The 26,511-nt window shown below is 72.6% G+C and carries 31 protein-coding genes and 1 riboswitch; of the genes, 28 read left to right on the forward strand and 3 right to left on the reverse strand.

Going from position 1 to position 26,511, the window contains the following annotated elements; all coding sequences use genetic code 11:
- The first annotated feature begins 3 nt into the window (after positions 1–3).
- The 17 genes from rplF to truA all read left to right on the forward strand — a co-directional run bounded on the left by rplF (position 4) and on the right by truA (position 10,917).
- Entirely contained in the window at positions 4–546 is a 543-nt protein-coding gene (gene rplF, locus AC2CHG_RS07135) for a 50S ribosomal protein L6 (protein WP_013288623.1), read from the forward strand.
- Positions 543–932 carry a 50S ribosomal protein L18 gene (gene rplR / locus AC2CHG_RS07140; protein WP_013288622.1) on the forward strand — a complete coding sequence of 130 codons (390 nt, stop codon included), beginning with the start codon at positions 543–545 and terminating at the stop codon, positions 930–932. The genes rplF and rplR overlap by 4 nt, the downstream gene beginning before the upstream one ends.
- Positions 933–965: 33 nt before the next feature.
- Positions 966–1,580, forward strand: coding sequence for a 30S ribosomal protein S5 (rpsE, locus tag AC2CHG_RS07145; RefSeq protein ID WP_135242070.1), 615 nt, complete (start codon positions 966–968; stop codon positions 1,578–1,580).
- Positions 1,580–1,762 carry a 50S ribosomal protein L30 gene (gene rpmD, locus AC2CHG_RS07150; RefSeq protein ID WP_013473693.1) on the forward strand — a complete coding sequence of 61 codons (183 nt, stop codon included), beginning with the start codon at positions 1,580–1,582 and terminating at the stop codon, positions 1,760–1,762. The genes rpsE and rpmD overlap by 1 nt, the downstream gene beginning before the upstream one ends.
- Complete coding sequence (rplO, locus tag AC2CHG_RS07155) at positions 1,762–2,205, forward strand: 50S ribosomal protein L15 (protein WP_018784561.1); 444 nt, start codon at positions 1,762–1,764, stop codon at positions 2,203–2,205. The genes rpmD and rplO overlap by 1 nt, the downstream gene beginning before the upstream one ends.
- A gap of 237 nt (positions 2,206–2,442) precedes the next feature.
- Positions 2,443–3,771, forward strand: coding sequence for a preprotein translocase subunit SecY (gene secY / locus AC2CHG_RS07160; RefSeq protein WP_194801423.1), 1,329 nt, complete (start codon positions 2,443–2,445; stop codon positions 3,769–3,771).
- Positions 3,772–4,425 carry an adenylate kinase gene (locus tag AC2CHG_RS07165; RefSeq protein ID WP_013288618.1) on the forward strand — a complete coding sequence of 218 codons (654 nt, stop codon included), beginning with the start codon at positions 3,772–3,774 and terminating at the stop codon, positions 4,423–4,425.
- 97 nt (positions 4,426–4,522) lie between these two features.
- Complete coding sequence (map, locus tag AC2CHG_RS07170; protein WP_484524407.1) at positions 4,523–5,377, forward strand: type I methionyl aminopeptidase; 855 nt, start codon at positions 4,523–4,525, stop codon at positions 5,375–5,377.
- Between the two features lie 82 nt (positions 5,378–5,459).
- A complete protein-coding gene (locus AC2CHG_RS07175) occupies positions 5,460–5,984 on the forward strand; it encodes a DUF1707 SHOCT-like domain-containing protein (protein WP_484524417.1) in 525 nt (174 codons plus the stop codon).
- A gap of 232 nt (positions 5,985–6,216) precedes the next feature.
- Entirely contained in the window at positions 6,217–6,438 is a 222-nt protein-coding gene (infA, locus tag AC2CHG_RS07180; protein ID WP_007073013.1) for a translation initiation factor IF-1, read from the forward strand.
- Positions 6,439–6,528: 90 nt separating this feature from the next.
- On the forward strand, positions 6,529–6,642 hold the full coding sequence (gene rpmJ, locus AC2CHG_RS07185) for a 50S ribosomal protein L36 (protein WP_012184307.1): 114 nt from the start codon (positions 6,529–6,531) through the stop codon (positions 6,640–6,642).
- Positions 6,643–6,852: 210 nt separating this feature from the next.
- Positions 6,853–7,233, forward strand: coding sequence for a 30S ribosomal protein S13 (gene rpsM / locus AC2CHG_RS07190; RefSeq protein ID WP_013288614.1), 381 nt, complete (start codon positions 6,853–6,855; stop codon positions 7,231–7,233).
- An 18-nt stretch (positions 7,234–7,251) separates the two neighbouring features.
- On the forward strand, positions 7,252–7,659 hold the full coding sequence (gene rpsK, locus AC2CHG_RS07195; protein WP_013288613.1) for a 30S ribosomal protein S11: 408 nt from the start codon (positions 7,252–7,254) through the stop codon (positions 7,657–7,659).
- Between the two features lie 14 nt (positions 7,660–7,673).
- Positions 7,674–8,300: a 30S ribosomal protein S4 gene (rpsD, locus tag AC2CHG_RS07200; protein WP_018784565.1), complete on the forward strand. Its 627-nt coding sequence runs from the start codon at positions 7,674–7,676 to the stop codon at positions 8,298–8,300.
- Positions 8,301–8,395: 95 nt separating this feature from the next.
- The gene (locus tag AC2CHG_RS07205) at positions 8,396–9,418 is read left to right on the forward strand and encodes a DNA-directed RNA polymerase subunit alpha (RefSeq protein WP_007073009.1); all 1,023 of its coding nucleotides are present in this window, start codon (positions 8,396–8,398) and stop codon (positions 9,416–9,418) included.
- Between the two features lie 34 nt (positions 9,419–9,452).
- The gene (gene rplQ, locus AC2CHG_RS07210; RefSeq protein WP_013288611.1) at positions 9,453–10,013 is read left to right on the forward strand and encodes a 50S ribosomal protein L17; all 561 of its coding nucleotides are present in this window, start codon (positions 9,453–9,455) and stop codon (positions 10,011–10,013) included.
- Between the two features lie 70 nt (positions 10,014–10,083).
- Positions 10,084–10,917 carry a tRNA pseudouridine(38-40) synthase TruA gene (truA, locus tag AC2CHG_RS07215; protein ID WP_194801421.1) on the forward strand — a complete coding sequence of 278 codons (834 nt, stop codon included), beginning with the start codon at positions 10,084–10,086 and terminating at the stop codon, positions 10,915–10,917.
- Between the two features lie 7 nt (positions 10,918–10,924).
- Here truA and AC2CHG_RS07220 read toward each other — a convergent pair whose 3' ends face one another.
- A complete protein-coding gene (locus AC2CHG_RS07220; protein ID WP_228532304.1) occupies positions 10,925–12,133 on the reverse strand; it encodes a hypothetical protein in 1,209 nt (402 codons plus the stop codon).
- A 125-nt stretch (positions 12,134–12,258) separates the two neighbouring features.
- Here AC2CHG_RS07220 and AC2CHG_RS07225 point away from each other — a divergent pair, with 125 nt between their 5' ends.
- The 4 genes from AC2CHG_RS07225 to AC2CHG_RS07240 are packed head-to-tail and all read left to right on the forward strand — an operon-like array spanning position 12,259 to position 16,372.
- Positions 12,259–12,864, forward strand: a complete 606-nt coding sequence (locus AC2CHG_RS07225) for a class I SAM-dependent methyltransferase (RefSeq protein WP_194801420.1) — start codon at positions 12,259–12,261, stop codon at positions 12,862–12,864.
- A gap of 41 nt (positions 12,865–12,905) precedes the next feature.
- Positions 12,906–14,585, forward strand: a complete 1,680-nt coding sequence (locus AC2CHG_RS07230; RefSeq protein ID WP_484524408.1) for an ABC-F family ATP-binding cassette domain-containing protein — start codon at positions 12,906–12,908, stop codon at positions 14,583–14,585.
- Positions 14,582–15,388, forward strand: a complete 807-nt coding sequence (locus tag AC2CHG_RS07235; protein WP_484524409.1) for a nucleotidyltransferase family protein — start codon at positions 14,582–14,584, stop codon at positions 15,386–15,388. The genes AC2CHG_RS07230 and AC2CHG_RS07235 overlap by 4 nt, the downstream gene beginning before the upstream one ends.
- A gap of 21 nt (positions 15,389–15,409) precedes the next feature.
- Positions 15,410–16,372 (forward strand): aldo/keto reductase, encoded by a 963-nt coding sequence (locus AC2CHG_RS07240; protein ID WP_484524410.1) that lies wholly within the window; start codon positions 15,410–15,412, stop codon positions 16,370–16,372.
- Positions 16,373–16,578: 206 nt separating this feature from the next.
- On the opposite strand, the gene AC2CHG_RS07245 is transcribed toward AC2CHG_RS07240, so the two are convergent.
- Positions 16,579–17,490, reverse strand: coding sequence for a DUF559 domain-containing protein (locus tag AC2CHG_RS07245; protein ID WP_484524411.1), 912 nt, complete (start codon positions 17,488–17,490; stop codon positions 16,579–16,581).
- A gap of 118 nt (positions 17,491–17,608) precedes the next feature.
- Positions 17,609–17,720: riboswitch (TPP riboswitch) on the forward strand.
- Here AC2CHG_RS07245 and thiE point away from each other — a divergent pair.
- From thiE to thiC, 7 genes are all read left to right on the forward strand, one after another.
- Positions 17,718–18,341, forward strand: a complete 624-nt coding sequence (gene thiE / locus AC2CHG_RS07250; protein ID WP_463839384.1) for a thiamine phosphate synthase — start codon at positions 17,718–17,720, stop codon at positions 18,339–18,341. It overlaps the preceding riboswitch by 3 nt.
- Positions 18,338–19,423, forward strand: a complete 1,086-nt coding sequence (gene thiO, locus AC2CHG_RS07255) for a glycine oxidase ThiO (protein ID WP_484524412.1) — start codon at positions 18,338–18,340, stop codon at positions 19,421–19,423. The genes thiE and thiO overlap by 4 nt, the downstream gene beginning before the upstream one ends.
- Positions 19,414–19,614, forward strand: a complete 201-nt coding sequence (thiS, locus tag AC2CHG_RS07260) for a sulfur carrier protein ThiS (RefSeq protein WP_013288601.1) — start codon at positions 19,414–19,416, stop codon at positions 19,612–19,614. The genes thiO and thiS overlap by 10 nt, the downstream gene beginning before the upstream one ends.
- 5 nt (positions 19,615–19,619) lie before the next feature.
- Positions 19,620–20,393 carry a thiazole synthase gene (locus AC2CHG_RS07265; RefSeq protein ID WP_484524413.1) on the forward strand — a complete coding sequence of 258 codons (774 nt, stop codon included), beginning with the start codon at positions 19,620–19,622 and terminating at the stop codon, positions 20,391–20,393.
- 38 nt (positions 20,394–20,431) lie between these two features.
- The gene (locus AC2CHG_RS07270) at positions 20,432–21,121 is read left to right on the forward strand and encodes a thiamine phosphate synthase (RefSeq protein ID WP_315985919.1); all 690 of its coding nucleotides are present in this window, start codon (positions 20,432–20,434) and stop codon (positions 21,119–21,121) included.
- Between the two features lie 79 nt (positions 21,122–21,200).
- Complete coding sequence (gene thiD, locus AC2CHG_RS07275; RefSeq protein WP_269697659.1) at positions 21,201–21,989, forward strand: bifunctional hydroxymethylpyrimidine kinase/phosphomethylpyrimidine kinase; 789 nt, start codon at positions 21,201–21,203, stop codon at positions 21,987–21,989.
- A gap of 17 nt (positions 21,990–22,006) precedes the next feature.
- Positions 22,007–23,590 carry a phosphomethylpyrimidine synthase ThiC gene (gene thiC / locus AC2CHG_RS07280; RefSeq protein WP_269697658.1) on the forward strand — a complete coding sequence of 528 codons (1,584 nt, stop codon included), beginning with the start codon at positions 22,007–22,009 and terminating at the stop codon, positions 23,588–23,590.
- A gap of 47 nt (positions 23,591–23,637) precedes the next feature.
- On the opposite strand, the gene AC2CHG_RS07285 is transcribed toward thiC, so the two are convergent.
- Positions 23,638–26,490 (reverse strand): hypothetical protein, encoded by a 2,853-nt coding sequence (locus tag AC2CHG_RS07285; RefSeq protein ID WP_484524414.1) that lies wholly within the window; start codon positions 26,488–26,490, stop codon positions 23,638–23,640.
- Positions 26,491–26,511 lie beyond the last annotated feature (21 nt).

Consider the following 26,511-nt stretch of genomic DNA (forward strand, 5'->3'; position numbering starts at 1 on the left):
GAAATGTCGCGTATTGGACGTAAGTCGATCCCGGTGCCTGCCGGCGTCGACATCACGATCGACGGCCGGACCGTCAAGGTCAAGGGCCCCAAGGGCGAACTGAGCCACGTGCTGGCCGAGCCGATCACGGCGGAGCGGGGCGAGGACGGCGAGCTGCACGTCAACCGGCCCAACGACGAGCGCAAGGCCAAGGAGCTGCACGGCCTGAGCCGTACGCTGGTGGCCAACATGATCGTCGGTGTCACCGAGGGCTACCGCAAGAGCCTGGAGATCGCCGGTACCGGTTACCGCGTGACCGCCAAGGGCAAGGACCTGGAGTTCGCGCTCGGGTTCTCGCACCCGGTCCTGGTGCCGGCGCCGGAGGGCATCACCTTCACGGTCGAGAAGCCGACGCTGTTCCACGTGGCCGGCATCGACAAGCAGCAGGTCGGCGAGGTCGCCGCCAACATCCGGAAGATCCGTCCGCCGGAGCCCTACAAGGGCAAGGGCGTGAAGTACCAGGGCGAGGTCATCCGCCGCAAGGCTGGAAAGGCAGGTAAGAAGTGAGCGCCACGCTGCTCAAGCGCCGCCGCGGCGTCGCCGCCAAGCGTGCCGTCGGGCGTGCGCGTCGGCACTTCCGGGTCCGCAAGAACGTCAGCGGCACCGCCGAGCGTCCCCGCCTGGTCGTCACCCGCTCCCTGCGCCACGTGGTGGCCCAGGTCGTGGACGACACCAAGGGTCACACCCTGGCGTCGGCCTCGACCATGGACGCCTCGCTGCGCGGCGCCGAGGGCGACAAGAGCGCCCTGGCCGGCAAGGTCGGCGCCCTGCTCGCCGAGCGCGCCAAGGCCGCCGGCGTCTCGAAGGTCGTCTTCGACCGCGGTGGCAACCGGTACGCGGGGCGTGTCGCCGCGCTTGCCGACGCCGCCCGCGAAGCCGGGCTCGAGTTCTAGAAACCCCGTCACGAGAGAGAAGGAAGGCTGCTGATGCCAGGTCAACAGCGCCGTGGCGGCGGGTCCGGTGGCAACGAGGGTGGTCGCCGCGACAACCGCCGTGAGGGCGGCCGCGGAAACGCGCCCGTCGAGAAGACCCCGCACCTCGAGCGGGTCGTCGCGATCAACCGCGTCGCCAAGGTCGTGAAGGGTGGTCGTCGCTTCAGCTTCACCGCCCTGGTGATCGTGGGCGACGGCGACGGCACCGTCGGTGTGGGCTACGGAAAGGCCAAGGAGGTGCCCGCGGCGATCGCCAAGGGTGTCGAGGAGGCCAAGAAGCACTTCTTCAAGGTGCCGCGCATCGCGTCCTCGATCCCGCACCCGGTGACGGGTGAGGCGGCGGCCGGTGTGGTGCTGCTCAAGCCGGCCTCCGCCGGTACGGGCGTCATCGCCGGTGGCCCGGTGCGTGCCGTGCTGGAGTGCGCGGGCATCCACGACGTGCTCTCCAAGAGCCTCGGCTCGTCCAACCCGATCAACATCGTGCACGCCACGGTGGCGGCCCTGAAGGGGCTCGAGTCCCCGGAGCAGGTCGCGGCTCGTCGTGGTCTGCCGGTCGAGGACGTCGCGCCGGCCGCCATGCTGGCGTCGCGGGCGGGGGTGGCGTCCTGATGGCACGCCTGAAGGTCACCCAGGTCCGGTCCGAGATCGGGACCAAGAAGAACCAGCGTGACTCGCTGCGTTCGCTCGGTCTCAAGCGGATCAACGACGTGGTGGTCAAGGAGGACCGGCCGGAGATCCGCGGCATGATCTTCACGGTCAACCACCTCGTGAAGGTCGAGGAGGTCGAGTAATGACGATCAAGGTGCACCACCTGCGTCCGGCTCCCGGCGCCAAGACCGACAAGACCCGCGTGGGTCGCGGTGAGGGCTCCAAGGGCAAGACCGCCGGTCGCGGTACCAAGGGTTCCAAGGCCCGGAAGAACATCTCGCCGGCGTTCGAGGGTGGGCAGATGCCCATCCACATGCGCCTGCCGAAGATGAAGGGCTTCAAGAACAAGTTCAAGGTCGTGTTCCAGGTGGTCAACCTGGACCGGCTGGCCGAGCTGTTCCCGAACGGCGGCCAGGTCGGCCCGGTCGAGCTGGTCGAGGCCGGCGCGGTCCGCAAGGGTCACCCGGTCAAGGTGCTCGGCACCGGCGACCTCGGTGGCGTGTCTCTCCAGGTCTCGGCGCACGCGTTCAGCGCGTCGGCCAAGGAGAAGATCACCGCCGCCGGTGGCTCGGTCACCGAGCTGTAAGGCGATGTCCATGGCGCCCGTTCAGTTGTTCGCAACTGGGCGGGCGCCATGGTCTACCGGCCACATGTGCGCCGGGTAACATCGGATTCGGTTTATGTAGCCGGGCACATCTGCCCGGACCGGGGCCGGGCTGTTAGAGTCCGTTCCCAGCCATGGATACCGGACACTCCGTCCGGCACCACCCCGCCCCGCCAGGGACTCGTTCACCGGCGGCCCGCGTCGCGCAGGAGGAAGAAGTTGCTGTCCGCCTTTCTCAGTGCGTTCCGTACGCCTGACCTGCGCAAGAAGCTGCTGTTCACAGTAGGCATCATCGCGGTCTACCGGCTGGGCGCCACGCTGCCCAGCCCGGGCGTCTCGTACGGCAACGTGCAGAAGTGCCTCGACACGATCCAGGGTGGAAGCACCGGTGTGCTCAACCTGCTGGATCTCTTCTCCGGTGGCGCGCTGCTCCAGCTCTCGGTCTTCGCGCTGGGCATCATGCCCTACATCACCGCGTCGATCATCCTGCAGCTGCTGACGGTGGTGATCCCGCGCCTGGAGCAGCTCCGCAAGGAGGGCCAGGCCGGGCAGGCCAAGATCACGCAGTACACCCGCTACCTGACGCTGGGCCTGGGCATCCTCCAGTCCTCGGCGTTCGTGGCGCTGGCCCGCTCCGGGCAGTTGTTCAACAACCAGTGCGACCAGTTCCCGATCGTGCCCCAGGGCACCGGCATCCCGGACTGGCTGACCCTGACCATCCTGGTCATGACCATGACCGCCGGCACCGGCGTGGTGATGTGGCTCGGTGAGCTGATCACCGACCGGGGCGTCGGCAACGGCATGTCCGTGCTGATCTTCACCTCGATCGCGGCCCGGCTCCCCAGCGAGGGCTGGAAGATCAAGACCACTAAGGGCTGGGGGATGTTCCTCCTCGTCATCGCCCTGGTGCTGCTGGTCATCACCGCTGTCACCTTCATCGAGCAGGCGCAGCGCCGCATCCCGGTGCAGTACGCCAAGCGCATGATCGGCCGGCGGATGTACGGCGGTACGTCGACCTACATCCCGCTGAAGGTGAACCAGGCGGGTGTCATCCCGGTCATCTTCGCCTCGTCGCTGCTCTACCTGCCGCAGCTCGCGCTCCAGTTCTTCGATCAGAACGACCCGGGCAAGGTCCAGGCGTGGATCCAGAACCACATCGTGAAGGCGAGCGCGCCGGAGCACATCGCGATCTACTTCCTGCTGATCATCTTCTTCACGTACTTCTACGTGTCGATCACGTTCAACCCGACCGAGGTCGCGGACAACATGAAGAAGTACGGCGGCTTCGTGCCGGGCATCCGCCCCGGCAAGCCGACCGCCGAGTACCTCGACTTCATCCTCAGCCGGATCACCCTGCCGGGCGCGCTCTACCTGGGCATCGTCGCGATCCTGCCGAACTTCTTCTTCATCTGGCTCGACAACCAGCAGTTCCAGAACTTTCCGTTCGGCGGCACCGCTGTGCTCATCATGGTCGGCGTCGGTCTGGAGACCGTGAAGCAGATCGAGAGCCAACTCATGCAGCGGAACTACGAAGGGTTCCTGCGGTAGATGCGACTCGTTCTGGTTGGCCCGCCGGGCGCGGGCAAGGGCACACAGGCGGAGTTCGTCGCCGCGCACCTCTCGGTGCCGAAGATCTCGACCGGTGATATCTTCCGGGCGAACGTCTCCCAGGGCACGCCGCTGGGCGTCGAGGCCAAGCGGTACATGGACGCCGGCAAGCTGGTCCCGGACGAGGTCACCATCAACATGGTTCGGGACCGGCTCGCCGAGCCGGACGCGAGCGAGGGCTTCCTGCTCGACGGCTTCCCGCGGACCACTCCGCAGGCCGCCGCGCTGGACAAGCTCCTCGCCGACCTCGGCACCGCGCTGGACCTGGTGCTGGAGCTGGTCGTCGACGACGACGAGGTGATCCGGCGGTTGTCCGGCCGGCGCACCTGCCGCGGCTGCGGCAAGATCTGGCACGTCGAGTTCGACTCGCCGAGCCGGGAGGGCGTCTGCGACCGCTGCGGCGCCGAGCTGTTCCAGCGCGACGACGACAAGCCGGAGACCATCGCCGCCCGGCTGCGGGAGTACGCCGAGAAGACCGCGCCGCTCGTGGACTACTACGGCGCCCAGGGCAAGCTGGTCGGCATCGACGCGACCGGCCCGGTGGAGGACGTCACCGTCCGCGCCATCGACGCGCTGCGCTCGTACGGCGGCTGAGGTCCCACCCGCCACCCGGCGGATAGAGTGCGAACAGCGGGGTACGTGCGACGTGCCCCGCTGCTCCGCGTACGCGTGACGAAAGGTAACCACCACCATGCGCCGTCCCCAGCTGGACATCCAGCTGAAGACCCCCGAGCAGATCGAGCTGATGCGGGCCGCCGGTCTGGTCGTCGCCCGCGCCCTGCGCCGGATGCGGGAGGCGGTGGCGCCGGGCGTGTCGACGGCCGACCTGGACGCGATCGCCGAGTCGACCATCCGCGAGGCGGGCGCGGTGCCGTCGTTCAAGGGCTATCACGGCTTCCCGGCGTCGATCTGCGCGTCGGTCAACCGGCAGGTGGTGCACGCCATCCCGTCGGCGGAGCAGGTGCTGCGCGAGGGCGATCTGATCTCCATCGACTGCGGCGCGGTGCTGGACGGCTGGCACGGCGACGCGGCGGTCACGGTGCCGGTCGGCGAGGTCGACCCGGCGCTGCTGAGGATGACGGCGGTGGCCGAGGACGCCATGTGGGCCGGGATCGCCGCCGCGGCGCGCGGGGCGGCCTCGGGCAAGGGCCGGCTCACCGACATCTCCCACGCGGTCGAGACGGCGGTCCGTAAGGGCGGCCGGTACGGCATCGTCGACGGCTACGGCGGCCACGGCATCGGCACCGAGATGCACCAGGACCCGCACGTGCTCAACCACGGGCGTCCCGGCAAGGGGCCGCGCCTGGTGCCGGGCCTGGCGCTCGCCATCGAGCCGATGATCACGATGGGCTCGCCGCGTACGGTCGAGCTGTCCGACGGCTGGACCGTGGTGACCCGGGACGGGTCGATGGCGGTGCACGTCGAGCACTCGATGGCGCTGCTGGACGACGGCGTGTGGGTGCTGACCGCCGAGGACGGCGGACGGGCCCGTCTGGGTGACCTGGTGACCGCCCGGCAGACGTCCGTCGACTCTCCGGCGGCCTGAGCGGGCTGCCCCCGTACCCGGTCGAGTGCTGCCGCCTTGGCGATCGGGTGACATGCTTGCTCCCATGGAGGAGCGCAACCGCATGCGGGCGGCCGACGCGGACCGTGAGGCCACCGCGGAGCGACTCCGGGCGGCGCTGGCCGAAGGCCGGCTCGACCTGGGTGAGTACGACGACCGGCTGCGGCAGGCGTACGGCGCCAAGACCTACGGCGAGCTGGACGAACTGCTGACCGATCTGCCCGGTCCCCGGCCGGCGGAGAACTCCCTGCCGGCTCCCCGCGCGACCGGGAAGAGCGGGGTGGCCGAGCCGGGCCGGGCGGCCGTCAGCGCACGTAACGCCTGGCTGCTGGGGGTCTGGGGCCCCTGGCTGAAGGTGGCCCTGATCCTCACCGCGATCTGGTTCGTCTCGCAGCTGGGCGAGGGCGAGTTCGAGTTCGACGACTACTGGCCGCTCTGGGTGCTCGGCCCGTGGGGCGCGGTGGTGCTCTACCAGACCGTCCAGGGGCTGGCGTCCGGCGCGCCGGAGAAGGACGCCGAACGCCGGCGGCGCAAGCGGGTCGAGCGGGAGGCCCGCCGCCAAGCGAAGCGCGAACTGCCGGAGACGTGACCTGCGTCATATCCGAGCCGTCCGGGCGACTGTCGTGCCGGTCGGTTTGGCGAGCGCGTGCGGGTCGGCGTACACTTTCAGATCGGCGCACAGCGTCCACTCCGCCATGCCCACCCTGCGCTTCGGTGGGAGTCGGAGCCGCGGCTGGCGCGGGTTTCCTGATCTTGGTCAGTTCACCCGTGTAAGACGTTGTGGGCCGTCCGGAGTAACCGACGTCAGGACAGCGGAGGACATGCCGAAAAAAGACGGAGCAATCGAGATCGAGGGTCGGGTCATCGAGCCCCTGCCGAACGCCATGTTCCGGGTGGAGCTCGCGAACGGCCACAAGGTGCTCGCTCACATCAGCGGCAAGATGCGGCAGCACTACATCCGCATCCTGCCGGAGGACCGGGTCGTCGTCGAACTCTCGCCGTACGACCTGACCCGCGGGCGCATCGTCTACCGCTACAAGTAAGCCTGACGGCGGCCGGGAGACCCGTGTCCGTCTTCGACGTCCGGATCGCGCACCGCCGCGGCTCCGGGCCAGATGGGAAGTAAGGCAACCGTGAAGGTCAAGCCGAGCGTCAAGAGGATCTGCAACAAGTGCCGGGTGATCCGCCGGCACGGCCGGGTCATGGTCATCTGCACCGACCCGCGCCACAAGCAGCGCCAGGGCTGACGCCCCACACATCACCAGCTCGTCTCAGCCGCGGTCGGGTGCGCAGCGCGTACCCCTCGTGGTTGACCCCCGGTCGGAGGCCGGGGCCCGCTCGGGCAGCGACCGATCCCGGTCGCCGGCGTTCTTGACGCCGGAAGGACAGGGACGGCCGGTAGCGGGGTGGGACGGGTCCACACCTCCGCCACAACATCACGAGGAGTACGCCCGCACATGGCACGTCTAGTCGGCGTGGATCTCCCCCGCGAGAAGCGGATGGAGATCGCGCTCACCTACATCTTCGGGGTCGGTCGCACCCGCGCCCTGGAGACGCTCGCCGCGACCGGCATCTCGCCGGACAAGCGCGTTCGGGACCTCACGGACGAGGAGCTCGTCGAGCTCCGGAACCACATCGAGGGCAACTACAAGGTTGAAGGCGACCTGCGCCGCGAGGTCGCCGCTGACATCCGCCGCAAGGTCGAGATCGGCTGCTACGCCGGTATCCGGCACCGCCGCGGTCTGCCCGTGCGTGGCCAGCGCACCAAGACCAACGCGCGGACCCGGAAGGGCCCGAAGCGGACCGTGGCCGGCAAGAAGAAGCCCGGCAAGAAGTAACTAGGAGCGCACAGACTTATGCCACCGAAGGCTCGTGCCGGAGCCGCCGTCAAGAAGGTCCGGCGCAAGGAACGCAAGAACGTCGCCCACGGGCAGGCGCACATCAAGAGCACCTTCAACAACACCATCGTGTCCATCACGGACCCGACCGGTGCGGTCATCTCCTGGGCCTCCTCCGGCCAGGTCGGCTTCAAGGGCTCCCGCAAGTCGACTCCGTTCGCCGCGCAGCTCGCCGCCGAGGCCGCCGCGCGCCGCGCGATGGAGCACGGCATGCGCAAGGTCGACGTGTTCGTCAAGGGCCCCGGCTCCGGCCGGGAGACCGCCATCCGTTCGCTGCAGGCCGTCGGCCTCGAGGTCGGGCAGATCTCCGACGTCACGCCGCAGCCGCACAACGGGTGCCGTCCGCCGAAGCGTCGCCGGGTCTGAGAGGTTAGAGAGAGATGGCTCGTTACACCGGTGCTGACTGCCGCCGTTGCCGGCGGGAGAAGATGAAGCTGTTCCTCAAGGGCAGCAAGTGCGATGGTCCGAAGTGCCCGTTCGAGTCCCGGCCGTTCCCGCCCGGGCAGCACGGCCGCGGCCGCACGAAGGAGACGGAGTACCTGCTCCAGCTCCGTGAGAAGCAGAAGGCCCGTCGTGTCTACGGCGTGCTGGAGAAGCAGTTCCGCGGCTACTACGAAGAGGCCGTGAGCAAGGAAGCCAAGACCGGTGAGGTCCTGCTGCAGATCCTCGAGTCGCGGCTGGACAACGTGGTCTACCGGGCCGGCTACGCCAAGTCCCGGGACATGGCCCGTCAGCTGGTCAAGCACGGCCACTTCACGGTGAACGGCAAGAAGGTCGACATCCCGTCGTACCGCGTCAAGGAGCACGACATCGTCGAGGTGCGTGCCAAGAGCAAGGAGCTCACCCCGTTCCTCGTGGCGCAGGGTGAGGCCGGCTCGCGGACCGTTCCGGCGTGGCTGGAGGCGATCCCGAGCCAGCTGAAGATCCTCGTGCACTCGCTCCCGGCCCGCCAGGTGATCGACACCCAGGTCCAGGAGCAGCTGATCGTCGAGCTCTACTCCAAGTAAGGGCTCGTTGCGGTGGCCCGTCCTCCGGGGCGGGCCACCGGAACAGTTGTGTCGTGGGCGTCAAATAGCGGGCGCCCCGGAAGAGAAGAGAAAAGATGCTCATCAGCCAGCGACCGTCTCTCTCCGAAGAGTCGATCAACGAGACCCGCTCCCGGTTCACCATCGAGCCGCTGGAGCCCGGCTTCGGCTACACGCTGGGCAACTCGCTCCGGCGTACGCTGCTGTCCTCGATCCCGGGTGCGGCGGTCACCTCGATCAAGATCGACGGTGTGCTGCACGAGTTCACCACGATCCCCGGTGTCAAGGAGGACGTGGTCGAGCTCGTCATGAACATCAAGGAGCTGTGCGTCAGCTCCGAGCACGACGAGCCGGTCAGCATGTACCTGCGCAAGCAGGGCCCGGGCGACGTGACCGCCGGTGACATCCAGCCCCCGGCCGGTGTCTCGGTGCACAACCCGGACCTGAAGCTCGCCACCCTCAACGGCAAGGGCCGGCTCGACATGGAGCTGACCGTCGAGCGGGGTCGCGGCTACGTCACGGCGGCGCAGAACAAGCAGGCGGGCGCCGAGATCGGCCGGATCCCGGTCGACTCGATCTACTCGCCGGTGCTCAAGGTGACGTACCGGGTCGAGGCGACCCGCGTCGAGCAGCGGACCGACTTCGACCGGCTCATCATCGACGTCGAGACCAAGCCGTCGATGGGCCCGCGTACTGCGCTGGCCTCGGCCGGCTCGACGCTGGTGGAGCTGTTCGGGCTGGCCCGGGAGCTGGACGAGACCGCCGAGGGCATCGACATCGGGCCGTCGCCGCAGGACGCCCAGCTGGCGGCGGACCTGGCCCTGCCGATCGAGGAGCTGGACCTCACCGTCCGCTCCTACAACTGCCTCAAGCGCGAGGGCATCAACTCCGTTGGTGAGCTCATCGGGCGTACCGAGGCCGACCTCCTCGACATCCGCAACTTCGGTCAGAAGTCGATCGACGAGGTCAAGATGAAGCTCGCCGGGATGGGCCTGGGGCTGAAGGACTCGGCTCCGAACTTCGACCCGGCGCACGTCGTGGACGCCTTCGGCGAGGCGGACTACGACACCGACGACTACCGCGAGACCGAGCAGCTCTAGTCCGCGCTGCCGCCACACCTGAGGAGCACCAAGCATGCCCACGCCCACCAAGGGCCCCCGCCTCGGCGGCAGCCCCGCGCACGAGCGGCTGATGCTGGCCAACCTGGCCACTGCGCTGTTCCAGCACGGCAAGATCCAGACCACCGAGACGAAGGCCCGGCGGCTGCGTCCGCTGGCCGAGCAGCTCATCACCAAGGCCAAGCGCGGCGACCTCGCCTCGCGCCGCCGCGTGCTGGGCGTCGTCAAGGACAAGGACGTGGTCTACGCCCTGTTCGACCAGATCGCGCCCCGGTACGCCAACCGCAACGGTGGCTACACCCGGATCGTGAAGACCGGTCCGCGCAAGGGTGACGCCGCTCCGATGGCGATCATCGAGCTGGTGGAGGAGCTTCAGGTCGCCGAGCCGAAGGCGAACAAGAAGACCGCCGCCCGCAAGGCCGCGCAGCAGGACAAGGTCGAGGCCCTGGCCCCGGCCGAGGAGACCCCGCGCTCCAGCGCCGGTGACCAGGACGCCGAGGCGCCGGTCTCCGCGTCGGGTGACACCGCCGCCGCCCGTGAGGACAGCGACGAGGCCACCGAGAACGACAAGGCCTGACATCAGGCTCGACCGGGCCCGGCATCCCCTCGGGGGTGCCGGGCCCGTCGCCGTCGACAGGAGGTACGAGGTGGACGAGCGGACCCGGCTGCGGCTGGACGTCTCGTACGACGGCACCGACTTCTCCGGCTGGGCGCCCCAGCCGACCCGGCGCACAGTGGCCGGCGTACTCATGCAGACGCTGGACCTGGTGCTCGGCGCGGGCACGGCGACCGGCCTGACGGTGGCCGGGCGTACCGACGCCGGGGTGCACGCCACCGGGCAGGTCTGCCACCTCGACCTGCCGACTCCCGTGTGGCGGGAGCACGAGGGCCGGCTGCTGCGCCGGCTGGCCCGGCTCCTGCCGCCAGATGCCCGGGTACGCGCGATGACCGAGGTGCCCGCCGACTTCGACGCCCGGTTCTCGGCCACGTTTCGGCGCTACGAGTACCGGGTCACCGACGCCCGGTGGGGTGCCGAGCCGCTACGCCGCCGGGACACCCTGGCCTGGCCCAAGCCGTTGGACCTGGCGGCCCTGAACGCCGCCGCCGCCGGGCTGGTGGGCGAGCACGACTTCGCCGCGTACTGCCGGCGCAAGGAGAACGCCACCACGCTGCGCGAGGTGACCCGGCTGGACTGGCGGCGCGACCCGGACGGGATCCTTGTCGCCACCGTGCAGGCCGACGCGTTCTGCCAGAACATGGTACGCAGCCTGGTCGGGGCGATGCTGGTGGCCGGCGACGGGCGGCGGCCGGTCCAGTGGCCGGCCGGCCTGCTGACCCGGCGTGAGCGCTCCAGCGAGGTGACAGTGGCGCCGGCGCACGGCCTCGCCCTGGTCGCTGTGGGCTACCCGGCCGACCCGGCCGAGTACGCCCGCCGGGCCGAGGCGACCCGCCGGTTGCGGGTGCCGGTGGCCGAGGGCTGAGCCCGGCTCAGTCCGTGCCCCGCTGACCGGCGCTGTCCCCGGCCGATTCGGCGTCGGGCTGCCCGGCCGTGCCGGCCGCCGCGCGACGGTCCAGCACACTCCGGTTGAGGTGCAGCTCGACCATGTCGAACATGATCTCGCGGGCGGTCGCGTCGTCGCTCGGGATACGTTCCCCGTCGGCGCGGGTGACCAGGCAGTAGGCGACGTAGTGTCCGCGTACCTGCCAGGCGACCCGGGCCGCGGCCCGTTCCACCGCCTCGGTGTCGTCGCCGGCCGCCATGCCACGGAACCGTCCCTGGCGCGCGTCGAGCAGCGGCCGGATGCGGTCGCGTACCCGCTGGGCGGTGGCCACGTCGGTGAGGTTGAACAGACCGGCGGTGATCAGGTGGTCGCCGTCGGGGGAGCGGAGCGTGCCCCGCACGACCTGGTTGCAGCCGAGCCGGACCAGCAGGTCGGCGATCTCGCCGGTGGCCGCTACCTGGCACTTCGGGCTGGCCTGGGTCTTCAGCACCCGGTATGCGGGCTTCCCGTCGGTGACCACCAGATCCTTTGTCGGGAAGACCTCCTTGGCGGTGAGTGACGCCTGGTCGGTGTCCCGGGAGTCCAGGTCGGTGCCGCCGGACGGGGTGCTGGACTCGGTCGGCTGCGGGGTCGGCTGGCCAGCCGGGGGCGTGGCGGTGCGTTCGTCGAGCAGAGCCGCGACGGCGAGCCCGGTGAGCGAGAGCAGCAGCAGGACGGCGGCGCCGCCGACGAGCGTCTGCCAGAACCGGCCGCCGCCGCGGCGTTCGGCGCGCCGGGTCCGGGGCAGCTCGGAGACGTCGGCGGCGCGGGCGGTGGGGCTGGCCGGGATCGGCACCGTCGGCCGGTCCACCGCCGCCGGTACGGGCGCGGGCATGGGCGGCGCGGGCTGCGGCACCGGGGAGGGCTCCCGTGGTGGCGCGGGCCGTCCGGGTGCCGGCGCCGGGGCCGGTGGTGCCGGAACGGGTGCGCGGGCGTCGTCTGCCACCGCCTGCCCGTCGGGGATGGCCTGCTCGGCCGTGCCGGCCGGCGGCAGCGCCGGTTGCGGGCGCGGCGGCGGGGGCAGCGACGGCGTGGGGAACCGGGAGCGTGACGGACCCGCGGGCGGCGGCGTCGTGGCTGCGGGCCCGTTCGGGGCCGACCCGGGATTCGGGTACTCCAGGAAGGCGTCCTCATCGGACTCGTACCGGTACACCATGTGGCATAGAGTAGGACTGATTGTCCCTTTCAGGGGTAATATCGGGAAATTCTGGCGGAGTGGCGTCCGGCTCCGCCGGTGACACCGTCGCCGGAACCGCCCCGGCCCGGTGCGAGAATGCCTGCGTGACCGGCGACCACTACTTCACCGCTGAACCCTCGGCCCCGGCCCGCCCGCGCGAGGTCGAGTTCACCGTCGCCGGGCGCGACTACACACTCGGCTCGGCCGGTGGCGTCTTCTCCGCCGACCGGCTCGACCCGGGCACCGCCGTGCTGCTGCGCAAGGCCGACCTGCCGGCCGCCGACGTCACCGGCGCGCTGCTCGACATCGGCTGCGGCTTCGGCCCGATCACCTGCGTCCTCGCCACCGTCGCGCCGAAAGCCACCGTCTGGGCCGTGGACGTCAACGAGCGCGCCCGCGCCCTCACCACCGACAACGCGGTAAGGATCGGCGCCGCCGACCGGGTACGCGCCGTCGCGCCGGACGAACTGCCGGACGACGTCACCTTCACCCAGATCTGGTCCAACCCGCCGATCCACATCGGCAAGCCGGAACTGCACGCCCTGCTGCTGCGCTGGCTGCCCCGCCTCGCCCCGGACGGCGTGGCCTGGCTGGTCGTCGCCCGGCACCTCGGCGGCGACTCGCTGCACCGCTGGCTGGTCGAGCAGGGCTGGTCCGTCGAGCGGCACGCCAGCCAGAAGGGCTACCGGGTGCTGCGGGTCACCCGGTAATCCGGTGTCGTCCACCGACCCGGCTCGGGCAGGATGCCCGCGTGGGATACGTGGACGTGGCAGGAGTGGGGCACATCCTCCCGGACGGGCGTGAGCTGTTCAGTGACGTCTCGTTCCGGGTCGGTGAGGGTGCCAAGGTGGCGCTGGTCGGCCCGAACGGCGCCGGCAAGACCACGCTGCTGCGGATGGTCGCCGGTGACCTGCCGGTGAAGACCGGCGCGATCGCCCGCTCCGGCGGGCTGGGCGTCATGCGGCAGTTCATCGGCATGATCGGCGACGAGTCCACGCTCGCCGACCTGGCCCTGTCGCTGGCGCCGCCGGCACTGCGCGACGCCGGGCGGCGGCTCGCCGAGACCGAGGCGGCCATGCGGGCGGCCGAGGTTCGCGGCAAGTACAGCTCCGCCGCCGCGAAGACCCAGCTCGCGTACGCCGAGGCGCTCGCCGCCTGGGGCGAGACCGGCGGGTACGACGCGGAGGTCCTCTTCGACACCGTCGCCACCATCGTGCTGGACCTGCCGTGGGACAGCGCCCGGGAACGGCCCGTGCGCACGCTCTCCGGCGGCCAGCAGAAACGCTTCGCGCTGGAACTGCTGCTGCGCGGCCCGGACGAGGTGCTGCTGCTCGACGAGCCGGACAACTTCCTCGACGTACCCGGCAAACGCTGGCTGGAGGCGCGTCTGCGCGAGTCGGGCAAGTCGGTGCTCTACGTCTCGCACGACCGGGAACTGCTGGCGCAGACCGCCGACCGCGTCGTCGCGGTGGAGGGCGGCAGCGCGTGGGTGCACCCGGGCGGCTTCGCGAGCTGGCACGACGCCCGGGTGGCCCGGCACGCCCGCCTCGACGAGCTGCGCAAACGCTGGGACGAGGAACACCAGAAGCTGCGCGAGCTGATGCTGATGTACAAGCAGAAGGCCGCGTACAACGACGGGATGGCCTCCCGCTACCAGGCCGCGCAGACCCGGTTGCGCAAGTTCGAGGAGGCCGGGCCGCCGCCCGTACCCCCGAAGGACCAGGACATCCGGATGCGCCTGACCGGCGGGCGGACCGGCAAGCGCGCGGTCATCGCCGAGCAGCTGGAGCTGGACGGCCTGACGTACCCGTTCGACCTGGAACTCTGGTACGGCGACCGGGTCGCGGTGCTCGGCGCGAACGGCACCGGCAAGTCGCACTTCCTGCGCCTGCTGGCCCGCGGCGGCACCGACCCGGAGCCGGGAAACACCCCCGTCGACGGTGCCGGCGCGCTCGCACCGGTCGCCCACGGCGGCGTGGTGCGGCTCGGCGCGCGGGTCCGGCCCGGGCACTTCTCGCAGACCCACGACCGGCCGGAGCTGATGGCCAAGACGCTCGTCGAGGTGCTGTGGCGCGGCGACGACCACCGGGCCGGCATGGACCGGCACGCGGCCATGGCGGCGCTGTCCCGGTACGAGCTCGCCGGCCAGGGCGACCAGCGGTTCGGCACGCTCTCCGGCGGGCAGCAGGCCCGCTTCCTGGTGCTGCTGCTGGAGCTGTCCGGGGCGACGCTGCTGCTGCTCGACGAGCCCACGGACAACCTCGACCTGGCCTCGGCCGAGGCACTGGAGGCCGGGCTGACCGCGTTCGAGGGGACAGTGGTCGCTGTGACACACGACAGGTGGTTCACCCGTACCTTCGACCGGTTCGTGCTGTTCCGGGGCGACGGCGACGTGGTGGAGACGCCGGAGCCGGTCTGGGACGTGGGGTGATTGACCGGGAGCTGGCCGACCGGCTGTGCGCGGTGGACGGCGTGGTCGCGGTGGCGCTCGGCGGCAGCCGCGCCCGCGGCGACCACCGGCCCGACTCCGACTGGGACCTGGGCCTCTACTACCGGGGTACGCCCGACCTGGCCGGGCTGCGCGCGGTGGCCGCCTCGATCGCCGACGGGCCGGTGGACCTCACCGCTCCGGGCGGCTGGGGACCGTGGGTCGACGGTGGCGGCTGGCTGCGTGTCGGCGGCGTCGCGGTGGACTGGATCTACCGCGACCTGGACCGGGTGCACCGGGTCTGGGCGGACTGCCGGGCCGGCCGCTACACGGTCGAGGTGCAGGCCGGGCACCCGCTCGGCTTCTACTCGCACGCGTACGCCGGGGAGGTGGCGCTCGGACGGGTGCTCGGCGACCCGAGCGGCGAGCTGACCGCGCTGCGGGCCGAGACCGTCGACTACCCGCCCGCGCTCGGCGCCGCGCTGGTCGCCGGCGGCTGGGAGACCGGGCTGCTGCTCGACGGCGCGGCGAAGGGCGCGGCCGGAGGCGACGCCGGCTACGTGGCGGGCTGCCTGTTCCGGGTGGTCGGCGTGCTGGTCCACGCGCTGCACGGCCGGGCCGGACGGTGGCTGGTCAACGAGAAGGGCATGATCACGTCCGCCGGACGCCTGCCTGGTGCGCCGCCGGACTTCGCCGAGCGGGCGCAGGAACTGCTGGGCGCGGTGGGGCGTACCCCGTCCGAGCTGGCGGCGACGATCGCCGCCGCCCGGACGCTGGCCGCCGAGGTGCTGCCGCTGCCCGGATGACACCCGGGCAGCGGGCATAGGGTGGATCTCGTGAGTGAGATGACCTATCGCCGGCTGGGCGACTCCGGGCTCGTGGTGTCAGTGGTCGGTATCGGCTGCAACAACTTCGGCCGCAAACTCGACAGCGACGGCACCCGGGCGGTGGTGGACGCCGCGCTCGACGCCGGGATCAACTTCTTCGACACCGCCGACATCTACGGCGAGCCGCAGGGCGCCTCCGAGGAACTGCTCGGCCAGGCGCTCAAGGGCCGCCGCGACGACGTGGTGGTGGCCACCAAGTTCGGCATGGACATGCACGGCGCGAACGGGCCGGACCACAGCGCCCGGGGCGCCCGCCGCTACATCGCCCGCGCGGTCGAGGCGTCGCTGCGCCGGCTCGGCACCGACCACATCGACCTGTACCAGATGCACGAGCCCGACCCGGGCACCCCGATCGACGAGACGCTCGCCGCGCTGGACGACCTGGTGACCGCCGGCAAGGTGCGCTACCTGGGCAACTCCAACTTCGCCGGCTGGCAGATCGCCGACGCCGACTGGACCGCGTCGTCGCAGGGGCGTACCCGGTTCATCTCCGCGCAGAACCACTACTCGCTTGTGGAACGCGGGGTGGAGGACGAGGTGATCCCCGCCTGCGAGCGGTTCGGCCTCGGCATGCTGCCGTTCTTCCCGCTCGCCAACGGGCTGCTCACCGGCAAGTACAAGCGCGGTGAGGCACCCCCGGCTGGCAGCCGACTGGCCGGTGGCGGCCGGTACGCCGAGCGGCTGGCCGCCGCGCGCTGGGACGTCATCGAGGCGATCGAGGCGTACGCGGCCGAGCGCGGCATCACCATGCTCCAGGTGGCCATCGGCGGCCTGGCCGCCCGTCCCGCCGTGACCTCCGTGATCGCCGGCGCGACGACCCCCGAGCAGGTGAAGGCGAACGCCGAAGCCGGGACGTGGCAGCCCAGCGACGAGGACCTCGACGCCTTGGACGCCATCCTCTGACCGTCCCCGCCACCGACGGCCCGCCCTTACCTCGGGCACCCAATCCCCTCCCCCCAGAGGCAGCGCTCACGACGAGTGGAACACCATGGGTGTCAAGAGGGCCTTGAGACACCCATGGTGTTCCACTCGCGGCTGATTCTGACGATGAGTGGAACGCCATGGGTGTCTGCGGGCGGCGGGTGGCGGGCCGGGGCTGCGGGCACGGATCAGTGGTTCGTCTCGATGGCGCGACGTTCTGCCAGGGCCTGGCGCACCAGGGCCACTGTGGCGTCGGGGCGGCGTAGCACGTCGTCGGCGGTGAACCGGAGCACGACCCACCCGGCCGCGCGGAGCGCGTTCAGGCGCGCCACGTCCCGCCGGAAGTGCGCCCGCTCCCGGTGGTGGTCACCGTCGTACTCGACCGCGAGGCGGAGAGCCGGCCAGGCCAGGTCCACCCGAGCCACGAAGCGTCCGCCGGTGCGTACCTCGTGCTGTGCGACGAGCGGGCCGAGGCCGGCGTCGAGCAGGAGCAGCCGCAACCGTGTCTCCATCGGGGACTCGCTCAGCGGCTCGGCCACCGCCAGTACCTCGCGCAGCAGCGGAGCACCCGGCCAACCCGGCCGGTCGGCGGCGTAGGCCCGCAGGGCGGGCAGCATCACGACCCGGCGACGCAGCAGCGCGTCGACGGCGACCAACGCCTCGACGCGGGTGCCGTGGCGGCCCAGGTCGAACGCGGTACGCAGCGGGGTGGTGACCGGTAGCCCGCCGACGAGGGTGCGGTCCCGCGCCGCCATCGGCGACCGGACCACCCGCAACCGTGGGTGCGGTCGCAGTCGAGCAGCAGGCGGCAGCACCACTGTGACCGGCGCGTCGCGGGTGAGCACGTCCACGCCGTACACCCAGGCGGCGCTGCGCCCGGCAAGCACGGCATCCGGCGGCAGACGCAACGTCACCGCCTCGCACCACATCCGGTGGTCGTCGGCGCGGTATCCGTCCCGGTGCACGTACACGTCCGGCAGCAGGCGGATCCACGCCGGCCCGCGCAGCATCGTCCAGGTGAGCAGCCCTTCGGAGACGACACTGCCGCCCCGGAACGGCACGATCGCCAGGCGGCGCGGAACGCGGGCGGGAACGGCCATCCCGGCAGCGTGTCGTGACGGGACGGTCACCCGCTGCCCCGATCCGGCGGACGGCTGGTTCCTGGGAAAAACCTCACCCGGGCTTCCGTACGGGCGGGAGGCGTCGTACGGTAGGCCGCAAGTGACCCACGGGAGCCCGGTGCGGACCGGGCTGAGAGGGGGGCTGGGAGCCCCCGACCGTCGAACCTGATCCGGGTAATGCCGGCGCAGGGAGGAGCGTTGCCGTGCTGTCCCTGGGACGACTGCATCTCATCACCGACACCCGGCCGGGGCGTGACCCGCTCGCCGTGCTGCGTGCCGCCCTGCCCGTCGCGCGCGCCGACCTCGTCGTGCAGGTGCGCGTGGAGGACGACGCCACCGACCGGGAGGCGTACGAGCTGGCGTGCCGGGTGACCGAGGCGTGCCGGCCGTACGGAGCGCGGTGCCTGGTCAACGACCGGCTGCACGTGGCGCTCGCGGTGGACGCCGCCGGGGGCCACGTCGGCGCGGACGACCTGCCGGTCGCAGCCGCCCGCCGGGTACTCGGCCCGGACGCGGTGCTCGGCGCGACCGCCCGGGAGCCGGTAGGCGCCCGCGCGGCGGTGGACGCGGGCGCGAGCTACCTGGGCGTGGGCCCGTGCCACGCCACCACCACCAAGTCCGGCCTGCCGGACCCGATCGGCCCCGACGGGGTACGCGCGGTCGCCGAGGCGGTGAGCGTGCCGGTGATCGCGATCGGCGGGGTGACCGCCGCGAGCGTGCCGGCGTTGCGGGCGGCCGGGGCGTACGGGGTGGCGGTGGTCGGCGCGCTCAGCCTGGCCGCCGATCCCGCGCACGCCACCGCCGAACTGCTGCGGGCGCTGACGCGATGAGCCCGGCCGACGTGGCGGTGGTGGGCGCCGGGCCGGTGGGACTCGCGATCGCGTGGCGGTGCGCGCAGCGCGGACTGCGCGTGGTCGTGCACGACGACCGGCCCGGGTCGGGTGCGTCGTCGGTGGCCGCCGGGATGCTGTCGCCGGTCGCCGAGGCGTACTTCGGTGAGCACGAACTGACCGCGCTCCTCGTCGAGTCCGCCGCGCGTTGGCCCGGTTTCGCCGCCGAGCTGGCCGGGGCGAGCGGCGTCGACCTCGGCTACCGCACCGAGGGCACGCTCGTCGTCGGGCTCACCGCCGACGACCTGGCCGAGGCGGGGCGGCTGTGGTCGTACCAACGGGGTTTGAGACTGCCGATCACGCCGCTGCGCCCCTCGGAGCTGCGCGACCGCGAGCCGGCGCTGGCGCCGCGCGTGCGCGGCGGCGCTGTCGCGCCCGGCGACCACCAGGTCGACCCGCGGCGGCTGGTCGTCGCGCTGCGCACGGCCGCCGAGCGCGCCGGGGTGGAGCTGCGTCCGGCCCGCGTCGGCGCGCTGTCCGAGGTGGACGCAAGGATCACTGTGGTCGCGGCCGGATGCGGCGCGGCGGCGCTGACCGGCCTGCCGGTCCGGCCGGTCAAGGGCCAGGTGCTGCGGCTGCGCGCGCCGGGTGGCGGTCCGCCGGGCTTCCGGCACGTGATCCGGGGGTACGCGGACAGCGAGTCGGTCTACCTGGTGCCCCGGGACAGCGGAGAGGTCGTGGTCGGGGCGACGGTCGAGGAGCGCGCGGACACCGCTGTCACCGCCGGTGGCGTGCTGACACTGCTGCGCGCCGCCGCCGAACTGGTGCCGGAACTCGTCGAGTACGAAGTGGTGGAGGCAGTCGCCGGGCTGCGTCCGGGTACGCCGGACAACGCGCCGATCATCGGGCCGCTGCCCGGGCAGCCGGGCGTGCTCGCGGCGACCGGGCACCACCGGCACGGCATCGTGCTCACCCCGGTCACCGCCGACCTGGTCACCGAGCTGATCGTCACCGGCGAGCCGGATCCCGCGCTCGCCCCCTTCACCCCGGACCGCTTCGGGAAGGAGCGCACGTGGAACTGATCGTCAACGGCACCGGCCGGACGCTGCCCGAGGGCGTCACCGTCGCCGAGGTGGTCCGCACCGTCACCGACCGGGAGCGCGGGCTCGCCGTAGCGGTGAACGGCGAGGTGGTGCCGCGCGGCGGCTGGTCGGCGAGCGTCCTGCGCGACGGCGACCGCGTCGAGGTGCTCAGCGCCACCCAGGGCGGGTGAACGGCATGTCCACGCTGGAGATCGGCGGGGTCGCGTTCGGCTCCCGGCTCGTCCTCGGCACCGGCGGCGCGGCCAACCTGCACGTGCTGGAGCAGGCGATCCGCGCTTCCGGCACCGAGCTGGTGACGTTGGCGCTGCGCCGGGTGGACACCACACCCGGCGGGTCGGGCGGCCTGCTCGACCTGGTGGAGCGGTGCGGTGTACGGCTGCTGCCGAACACGGCCGGCTGCCGTACCGCGGTGGAGGCGGTGAAGACGGCGCACCTGGCCCGGGAGGCGTTCGACACCGACTGGGTGAAGCTGGAGGTGATCGGCGACGAGCGCACGCTCCTGCCCGACGGGGTGGAGCTGCTGCGCGCCGTCGAGGAACTGGTGGCCGACGGGTTCACAGTGCTGCCGTACACCTCGGACGATCCGGTGCTGGCGCGGCGGCTGGCCGACGTGGGCTGCGCGGCGGTGATGCCGGCCGGGTCGCCGATCGGTTCCGGGCTGGGCATCGGCAACCCGCACCACATCCGGCTGATCCGCGCGGCCGTGGACGTGCCGGTGGTGCTGGACGCGGGCATCGGCACCGCCTCCGACGCCGCGCTGGCGATGGAGCTGGGCTGCGACGCGGTGCTGCTGGCGAGCGCCGTGACCCGGGCCGCCGACCCGGTGGCGATGGCCACGGCGATGCGCTACGCGGTCGAGGCCGGCCGCCTGGCGTACGGCGCGGGCCGCATCACCCGCCGCTTCCACGCCTTGCCGTCCACCCCCGACGAGGGACGGCCCGACCTGTGACCGCCGTACGCGCTGCGGATCCTGGTACGGAGGCGCCCGTGGAGGGACGGCCGCGTAACAAGATCTACGCCGGTCCGACCGGGGTCGTCGTGCTCACCGATCGACGGGTCGCTCGGGGACCGCTCGTCGACGTGGTCGCTGGTGCCGTCGGCGGGGGAGTGCGGTGGGTGGTGCTGCGGGAGAAGGACCTGCCCCGCGCCGAACGCCTCGCGCTCGCCGTCGACCTGCGCGCGATCCTCGCCGAGGCAGGCGGCACGCTCGTCGTCGCTGGACCGGACCCGCTCGACGGGGACGCGGTGCACCTGCCCGCGGCCGGCCCGTACCCGCCGCCCGCCGTCGGACTCGTCGGCCGCTCCTGCCACGACACCGCCGAGCTGGCCCGGCTCACCACCGAGCACTACGCGACGCTGTCCCCGGTCTACGCGACACAGACAAAGCCCGGCTACGGCCCGGCGTTGCGACCGGACGGATTGAGCGAGCTGGTGAAAGCCAGCCCGGTCCCGGTGCTCGCCCTCGGCGGCATCGAAACGGCAGCTCAGGTAGCGGCCTGCGTTGAAGCGGGCGCAACAGGAGTAGCAGTCCTGGGAGCCGTCATGCGCGCCAACGACTCCACCGAAACCGCCACCACGCTTGGCAGAGCCTTCCAGGAGGCGGCCACCCGTGTGGCGCGCACCCACCCCGCGCGATCCGACGAAGGCCCACACGAGAAGGGCTGCGGCCGACCGTGACCACGGAGGGATCAAGCCTGACCGCCCGGAGTGGGCACGGTCGGCCGCAGCCCTGAACCGCAACCACCGGAGAAGACAAGTGACGCCGAAAACAGTTCTGAGCATCGCCGGCTCCGACTCCGGAGCGGGAGCGGGCATCCAGGCCGACCTCAAGACGTTCGCCGCGCTCGGGGCGTACGGCACGACAGTCCTCACCGCAGTCACCGCGCAGAGCACCAGGGGCGTGGACGCCGTCCTGCCGCTGCCGCCGCAATCGGTGCGCGACCAGATGGACAGCGTGCTCGGCGACTTCGACGTGCGCGCCGTGAAGACCGGGATGCTCGGCACCCCGGCGGTCGCCGATGCGGTGGCCGAGGCGGCAGGGGCCGGGCGCCTGCCGCACCTGGTCGTCGACCCGGTGCTGGTCGCCACGAGCGGGCACCGGCTCGGCGTGGTGGAGGCGGTCGAGCGGCTGCTGCCGTACGCGGAAGTGGCGACACCGAACTGCGCGGAGGCCGCGGCCCTCACCGGAGGCCCGGTGGGCACCGTCGAGGAGATGGTCGCGGCGGCCGAGGCGCTGGCGGCGCGCGGACCGGCGTTCGTGGTGGTGACCGGCGGCGACGTGGACGCCGACGGCGAGTCGGTGGACGTGCTCGCCGGCGGCGGGACGACCCGCCTGCTGCGCGCGCCCCGGGTGGACACCCGGCACAACCACGGCACCGGCTGTTCGTTCTCGGCCGCCGTCGCGGTCCGGCTCGCCACGGGCGACGCGGTGCCGGTCGCGGTGGCCGCCGCCAAGGAGTACGTCACCCGCGCGCTGACCGGCGCGCGGACCTGGGAGCTGGGCGCGGGACGCGGCCCGCTGGACCACTTCGGCTGGTCCGCATGAGCGACAGGGAGGCTGTCATGCAGGCACGTCGCAAGGTGTACGTGGAAGGGTCACGCCCGGACATCCGGGTGCCGTTCGCCGAGGTGCCGCTGACCGGGGACAACCCGCCGGTACGGCTCTACGACACCTCCGGTCCCGGCTCCGACCCGGAGGTGGGGCTGCCCGCACTGCGCGGGCCGTGGATCGCCGAGCGCGGCGACGTGGCTCCGGTGCGCGGTGCCGGCACGCCGCTGGCCGGAACCCGTCCGACCCAGCTCGCGTACGCCCGGGCCGGAATCGTCACGCCGGAGATGGAGTTCGTGGCGATCCGCGAGTCGGTGTCGCCGGAGTTCGTGCGGGACGAGATCGCGGCCGGCCGGGCCGTGCTGCCGCTGAACGTGAACCACCCGGAGTGCGAGCCGGCCGTCATCGGCAAGGCGTTCCTGGTGAAGGTCAACGCCAACATCGGCACCTCGGCCGTCACCTCGTCGGTGGCCGAGGAGGTGGAGAAGCTGACCTGGGCCACCCGGTGGGGCGCGGACACCGTGATGGACCTGTCCACCGGCAAGCGCATCCACGAGACCCGCGAGGCGATCGTGCGGAACGCTCCGGTGCCGATCGGCACGGTGCCGATCTACCAGGCGCTGGAGAAGGTCGGCGGCGACCCGGTGAAGCTGAGCTGGGAGGTGTTCCGGGAGACGGTCATCGAGCAGGCGGAGCAGGGCGTCGACTACATGACCGTGCACGCCGGGGTGCTGCTGCCGTACGTGCCGCTGGCGGTGGACCGGGTCACCGGGATCGTGTCCCGGGGCGGCTCGATCATGGCGGCCTGGTGCCTGGCACACCACGAGGAGAACTTCCTCTACACGAACTTCCGGGAGCTGTGTTCGCTGCTCGCGAAGTACGACGTGACGTTCTCCCTCGGTGACGGCCTGCGCCCCGGTTCCATCGCGGATGCCAACGACGAGGCGCAGTTCGCCGAGCTGCGCACGCTCGGTGAGCTGACGAAGATCGCCTGGGAGTACGACGTGCAGGTGATGATCGAGGGCCCCGGGCACGTGCCGATGCACAAGATCAAGGAGAACGTGGACCTCCAGCAGGAGTGGTGCCACGAGGCGCCGTTCTACACGCTCGGGCCGCTGACCACCGACGTCGCGCCCGCGTACGACCACATCACCTCCGCGATCGGCGCGGCGATGATCGGCATGTTCGGCACCGCGATGCTCTGCTACGTCACCCCGAAGGAGCACCTCGGGCTGCCCGACCGCGACGACGTGAAGGCGGGCGTGATCGCGTACAAGATCGCGGCGCATGCGGCCGACCTGGCCAAGGGGCACCCGGGCGCGCAGGCGTGGGACGACGCGCTGTCGAAGGCCCGGTTCGAGTTCCGCTGGGAAGACCAGTTCAACCTGGCGCTCGACCCGGAGACCGCGCGGGCGTACCACGACGCGACGCTGCCCGCCGAGCCCGCGAAGACGGCGCACTTCTGCTCGATGTGCGGGCCGAAGTTCTGCTCCATGAAGATCACCCAGGAGCTGAAGGACTACGCGGCGCGGGGCATGCGCGGCAAGTCCGAGGAGTTCGTCGCCTCCGGATCGCGGGTCTACCTGCCGCTGGCGTGAGCGGGGCCGGGGCGGGCCGTTTCGACCCGGTCCGCCCCGGCCGTCGTTCAGTCGCGGTGGTGCCGTCCGGTCCGCAGCGAGCGGGCGTCGTCGGCGTTGTCGTCCGAGGCGAGACCGGCCACCCAGTCCACGTACTCGTCGTCGGCAGCGGTGGTCGGCTCGGCCGTACGCTCGGCCGGCTCCGGCTCGTCCTTGGCCCGGTTGCGCCGGAACAGGCCGCGCCGGGGCTTCGACTTCCCGCCGGACGCGTCGGCGTCGTCCGGTCCGGCGTGCCGCCCGCGCCGGGAGTCCGCCTCCGTCTCCGTGGCGGTGGCCTCCCGCAGTGCGGCGGTGGTGTCCGGCAGTGCGGCACCCGCCTCGCCCGGTGCGGCGGTCGTCGCGGGCCGGGCGACAGGCTTCCCCGCCTCGGGCCGGGTGAGCGGCCCTGCCGGGCGGGCGTTCGTGGCGAGCGCGTCCCATCCGGTGCTCGCGCCCGGCTCGGGCAGACCCCGGTGGCGGGGACGCGGCGCCGGCTCGGCCGGGACGTTCGCCTCCGCGGCGTCCCGAGCCGGTGCGTCCGGTTCGGTGGTCGCGCGGTGCGGGCGGCCCGCCGGGGTGATCGGCCAGGCCGGGCGCACCTCGCCGGGCGCCCCGGTCACGTCCTCGAACATCGGGAACCGGGGCCGGGGCGACGGGACCGGCGCCGGGTCGTCGAAGAAGAAGTTGCGTCCGGTACGCCCCGGCGACGCGACCTCGTTGGAGTCGGCACGGGGAGCCGGGCTGCCGAGGGAACCGTCAGGCGCGCCAGAGTCCGTGCGGTCCGGTGCCGAGACGGCGCTCGCGTCGTTCCGGGCGGGGTTCGCGGCCTGGGGGATCGGGGCGGTGTCGGTGGCGTCCGGTGCCGGCCGGGTCCGGCGGCCGGTCGCCGTCGGCGCGGCGTCGGACGAGCCGTCCTGGGCGCTGGTCTTCGTCGGCACCGCTTCGGCCTGCCCGCCCGCCGTCGTCGGTGCGGCGTCGGCCGGGTCGGACTCGGGAGTGGCCGGGCCGGTGGCGCGCGGTCCGGCCTTCGAGGCGCGGGGACGCCGGGAGCGGGTGGAGCGGCCGGTGGCTTCGGCCGGCGGCGCGGCCGGGGTGGCGCTGCCCGCGTCGGTAGTGGCTGGTCCGGCGGGGACGGCGCTGTCCGTCTCGGCCGCGACCGGTCCGGCGGGTGCGCCGCCATCCGTACGCGGGCCGGGCACCTGGCCCTCGGCGGTGGCCGGTGACGTCTCGTTCGAGGTGGTGCCCGCACCGGCGCTCGGGGAGGAGACGTCCGCGGGGCGAGGTGCGGTGATGCCGTCGGCGCGTGACGCCGGTCCGTCGATCGGCTCGGCGGACCGGCCGGCGCGGGTGCGGCGCGGCCGGGTCACCCGGGGCGCGGTCGCCGCCGCTTCCGGTGCGGCACCGTCGGTCCCGGCTGCGGAGCCGGAGCCGGTGGCCGACGTGGTGGAGACGGCCCCGCTGTCGGTCGGTGCGGCTGTCGCCTGCCCGGACGCTCCATCGGCGGGTTCGGAACCGGCGACGGCCGGGTCGAGAGCGGTCGCACGGTCCGTGGTGGCCGCCTCGCCGGTGCTGCCCGCGTGGCCTGTGCCCGTGCCGGGACCCTCGACCGTGCCCGTGCCCGTGCCCGTGCCCGTGCCCGTGCCCGTGCCCGTGCCCGGGACCGGGTCGGGGCGGCCCGCGGCGAGGACGTCGATGGCCGAGGTCCGGCGGCCCGGGGGCAGTAGACCCGGCATGGGCTGGCCGTGGCCCGTGTCGGCGACGGCCGAGCGCTCGCCCACCGGCCGTTCCGCAACTGCCGGCTGATCGACGGCGGGCAGATCCGCGAGGGCCGGCCGGCCGGCGGCGGGAAGATCGGTGCCGGCCGTCGCCGTGGCCGAGCCGCCGGGCTCCGGCCAGTTCCAGTGCGCGGGCGCGGCGGCGCCGCTCGTCACCGGAGGCTCGGGCGGGGCGGCCGGGACGCCCGGCGCGGACGAGTGCGGCAGCGGCGCGAGGATGTCGGTGGCCTCGACCGCGTCGGGGTCGCCGGTGGCGGTGACCGGGCGGGGCAGCACGGTGGTGGCGGTCGAGCCGAGCGCACCGGCGATCACGGCGATCAGCGCGCCGTAGTAGGGCGCGACCTGGTAGCGGTCGGTCGCCGAGCCGGGACCGGCGGTCAGGTAGGCGAACGCCACGAGCACCGGACCGGCCGCCCCGGCCGCGCCGCCGACCAGTGGCGGCCATTCGGCCCGGCGCGCGAGTACGCCGACCGCACCGCCGGCCAGCAGAGCGAGCACCGGCAGCAGCAGCATGGACAGGCGTTGGGCCGCCTCCGGATCGAGCCAGGAGGGTTCGAGGACGCCGAGCCGTACCGTGGCGAGCGGGCGGTTGGCGACGATCGTGGGTGCGACGGAGAGCAGCGCCAGCAGCCAGACGATGCCGGCGGTGATCGCCACGCCCCAGCCGAACGGCGGCTTGAGCAGGACGGCGATCGCCGCGCCCGCCCCGACGACCGCGCCGAGGGCGGCGCAGATGCCGGCGGCCCAGACCGGGTCGACGGATCCGCCCAGCTCGGCCGCGCGGGCCGGTTGCATGCACAGCGGGGCGACCACCATCGCGCCCAGCGCGCTGATGCCGGCGATGGAGAGCAGTTCGGTGGTGCCGCCGGGACTGTCGTCGCGGCGGGCGAAGCGCTCGGTGAGGACGGCTCCGGCGACCGTGGCGACAGCGGCGAACCAGCCCACCCAGACGAGCTGGGCGGGCCACCGGTTGACCGAGACGTCCACGAACGCGCCGTCGAGGCGTACGACTCCGAAGCCGTACGCGATCCCCAACTGGCCGGCCCCGGCCAGTACGCTCACCCCGAGCGCCGTGAGCAGCAGCCTGCCCCACGTCCGAAAGGCCATGTCGGGCACGTTACGGCCCGG

It is taken from the genome of Micromonospora sp. ATLC20 (assembly GCF_057196585.1).

Excerpts from the sequence above, each read along its gene's own strand:
- infA (WP_007073013.1), top strand. The coding sequence starts at position 6,217 with ATGCCGAAAAAAGACGGAGCAATCGAGATCGAGGGTCGGGTCATCGAG.
- rpsK (WP_013288613.1), top strand. The coding sequence starts at position 7,252 with ATGCCACCGAAGGCTCGTGCCGGAGCCGCCGTCAAGAAGGTCCGGCGC.
- thiC (WP_269697658.1), top strand. The coding sequence starts at position 22,007 with ATGCAGGCACGTCGCAAGGTGTACGTGGAAGGGTCACGCCCGGACATC.
- rplQ (WP_013288611.1), top strand. The coding sequence starts at position 9,453 with ATGCCCACGCCCACCAAGGGCCCCCGCCTCGGCGGCAGCCCCGCGCAC.
- AC2CHG_RS07265 (WP_484524413.1), top strand. The coding sequence starts at position 19,620 with ATGTCCACGCTGGAGATCGGCGGGGTCGCGTTCGGCTCCCGGCTCGTC.
- AC2CHG_RS07220 (WP_228532304.1), bottom strand. The coding sequence starts at position 12,133 with ATGGTGTACCGGTACGAGTCCGATGAGGACGCCTTCCTGGAGTACCCG.
- thiO (WP_484524412.1), top strand. The coding sequence starts at position 18,338 with ATGAGCCCGGCCGACGTGGCGGTGGTGGGCGCCGGGCCGGTGGGACTC.
- map (WP_484524407.1), top strand. The coding sequence starts at position 4,523 with ATGCGCCGTCCCCAGCTGGACATCCAGCTGAAGACCCCCGAGCAGATC.
- rpsE (WP_135242070.1), top strand. The coding sequence starts at position 966 with ATGCCAGGTCAACAGCGCCGTGGCGGCGGGTCCGGTGGCAACGAGGGT.
- rplF (WP_013288623.1), top strand. The coding sequence starts at position 4 with ATGTCGCGTATTGGACGTAAGTCGATCCCGGTGCCTGCCGGCGTCGAC.
- AC2CHG_RS07245 (WP_484524411.1), bottom strand. The coding sequence starts at position 17,490 with ATGGCCGTTCCCGCCCGCGTTCCGCGCCGCCTGGCGATCGTGCCGTTC.
- rpsD (WP_018784565.1), top strand. The coding sequence starts at position 7,674 with ATGGCTCGTTACACCGGTGCTGACTGCCGCCGTTGCCGGCGGGAGAAG.
- rpmD (WP_013473693.1), top strand. The coding sequence starts at position 1,580 with ATGGCACGCCTGAAGGTCACCCAGGTCCGGTCCGAGATCGGGACCAAG.
- rplO (WP_018784561.1), top strand. The coding sequence starts at position 1,762 with ATGACGATCAAGGTGCACCACCTGCGTCCGGCTCCCGGCGCCAAGACC.
- AC2CHG_RS07285 (WP_484524414.1), bottom strand. The coding sequence starts at position 26,490 with ATGGCCTTTCGGACGTGGGGCAGGCTGCTGCTCACGGCGCTCGGGGTG.
- AC2CHG_RS07205 (WP_007073009.1), top strand. The coding sequence starts at position 8,396 with ATGCTCATCAGCCAGCGACCGTCTCTCTCCGAAGAGTCGATCAACGAG.
- rpsM (WP_013288614.1), top strand. The coding sequence starts at position 6,853 with ATGGCACGTCTAGTCGGCGTGGATCTCCCCCGCGAGAAGCGGATGGAG.
- AC2CHG_RS07175 (WP_484524417.1), top strand. The coding sequence starts at position 5,460 with ATGCGGGCGGCCGACGCGGACCGTGAGGCCACCGCGGAGCGACTCCGG.
- AC2CHG_RS07165 (WP_013288618.1), top strand. The coding sequence starts at position 3,772 with ATGCGACTCGTTCTGGTTGGCCCGCCGGGCGCGGGCAAGGGCACACAG.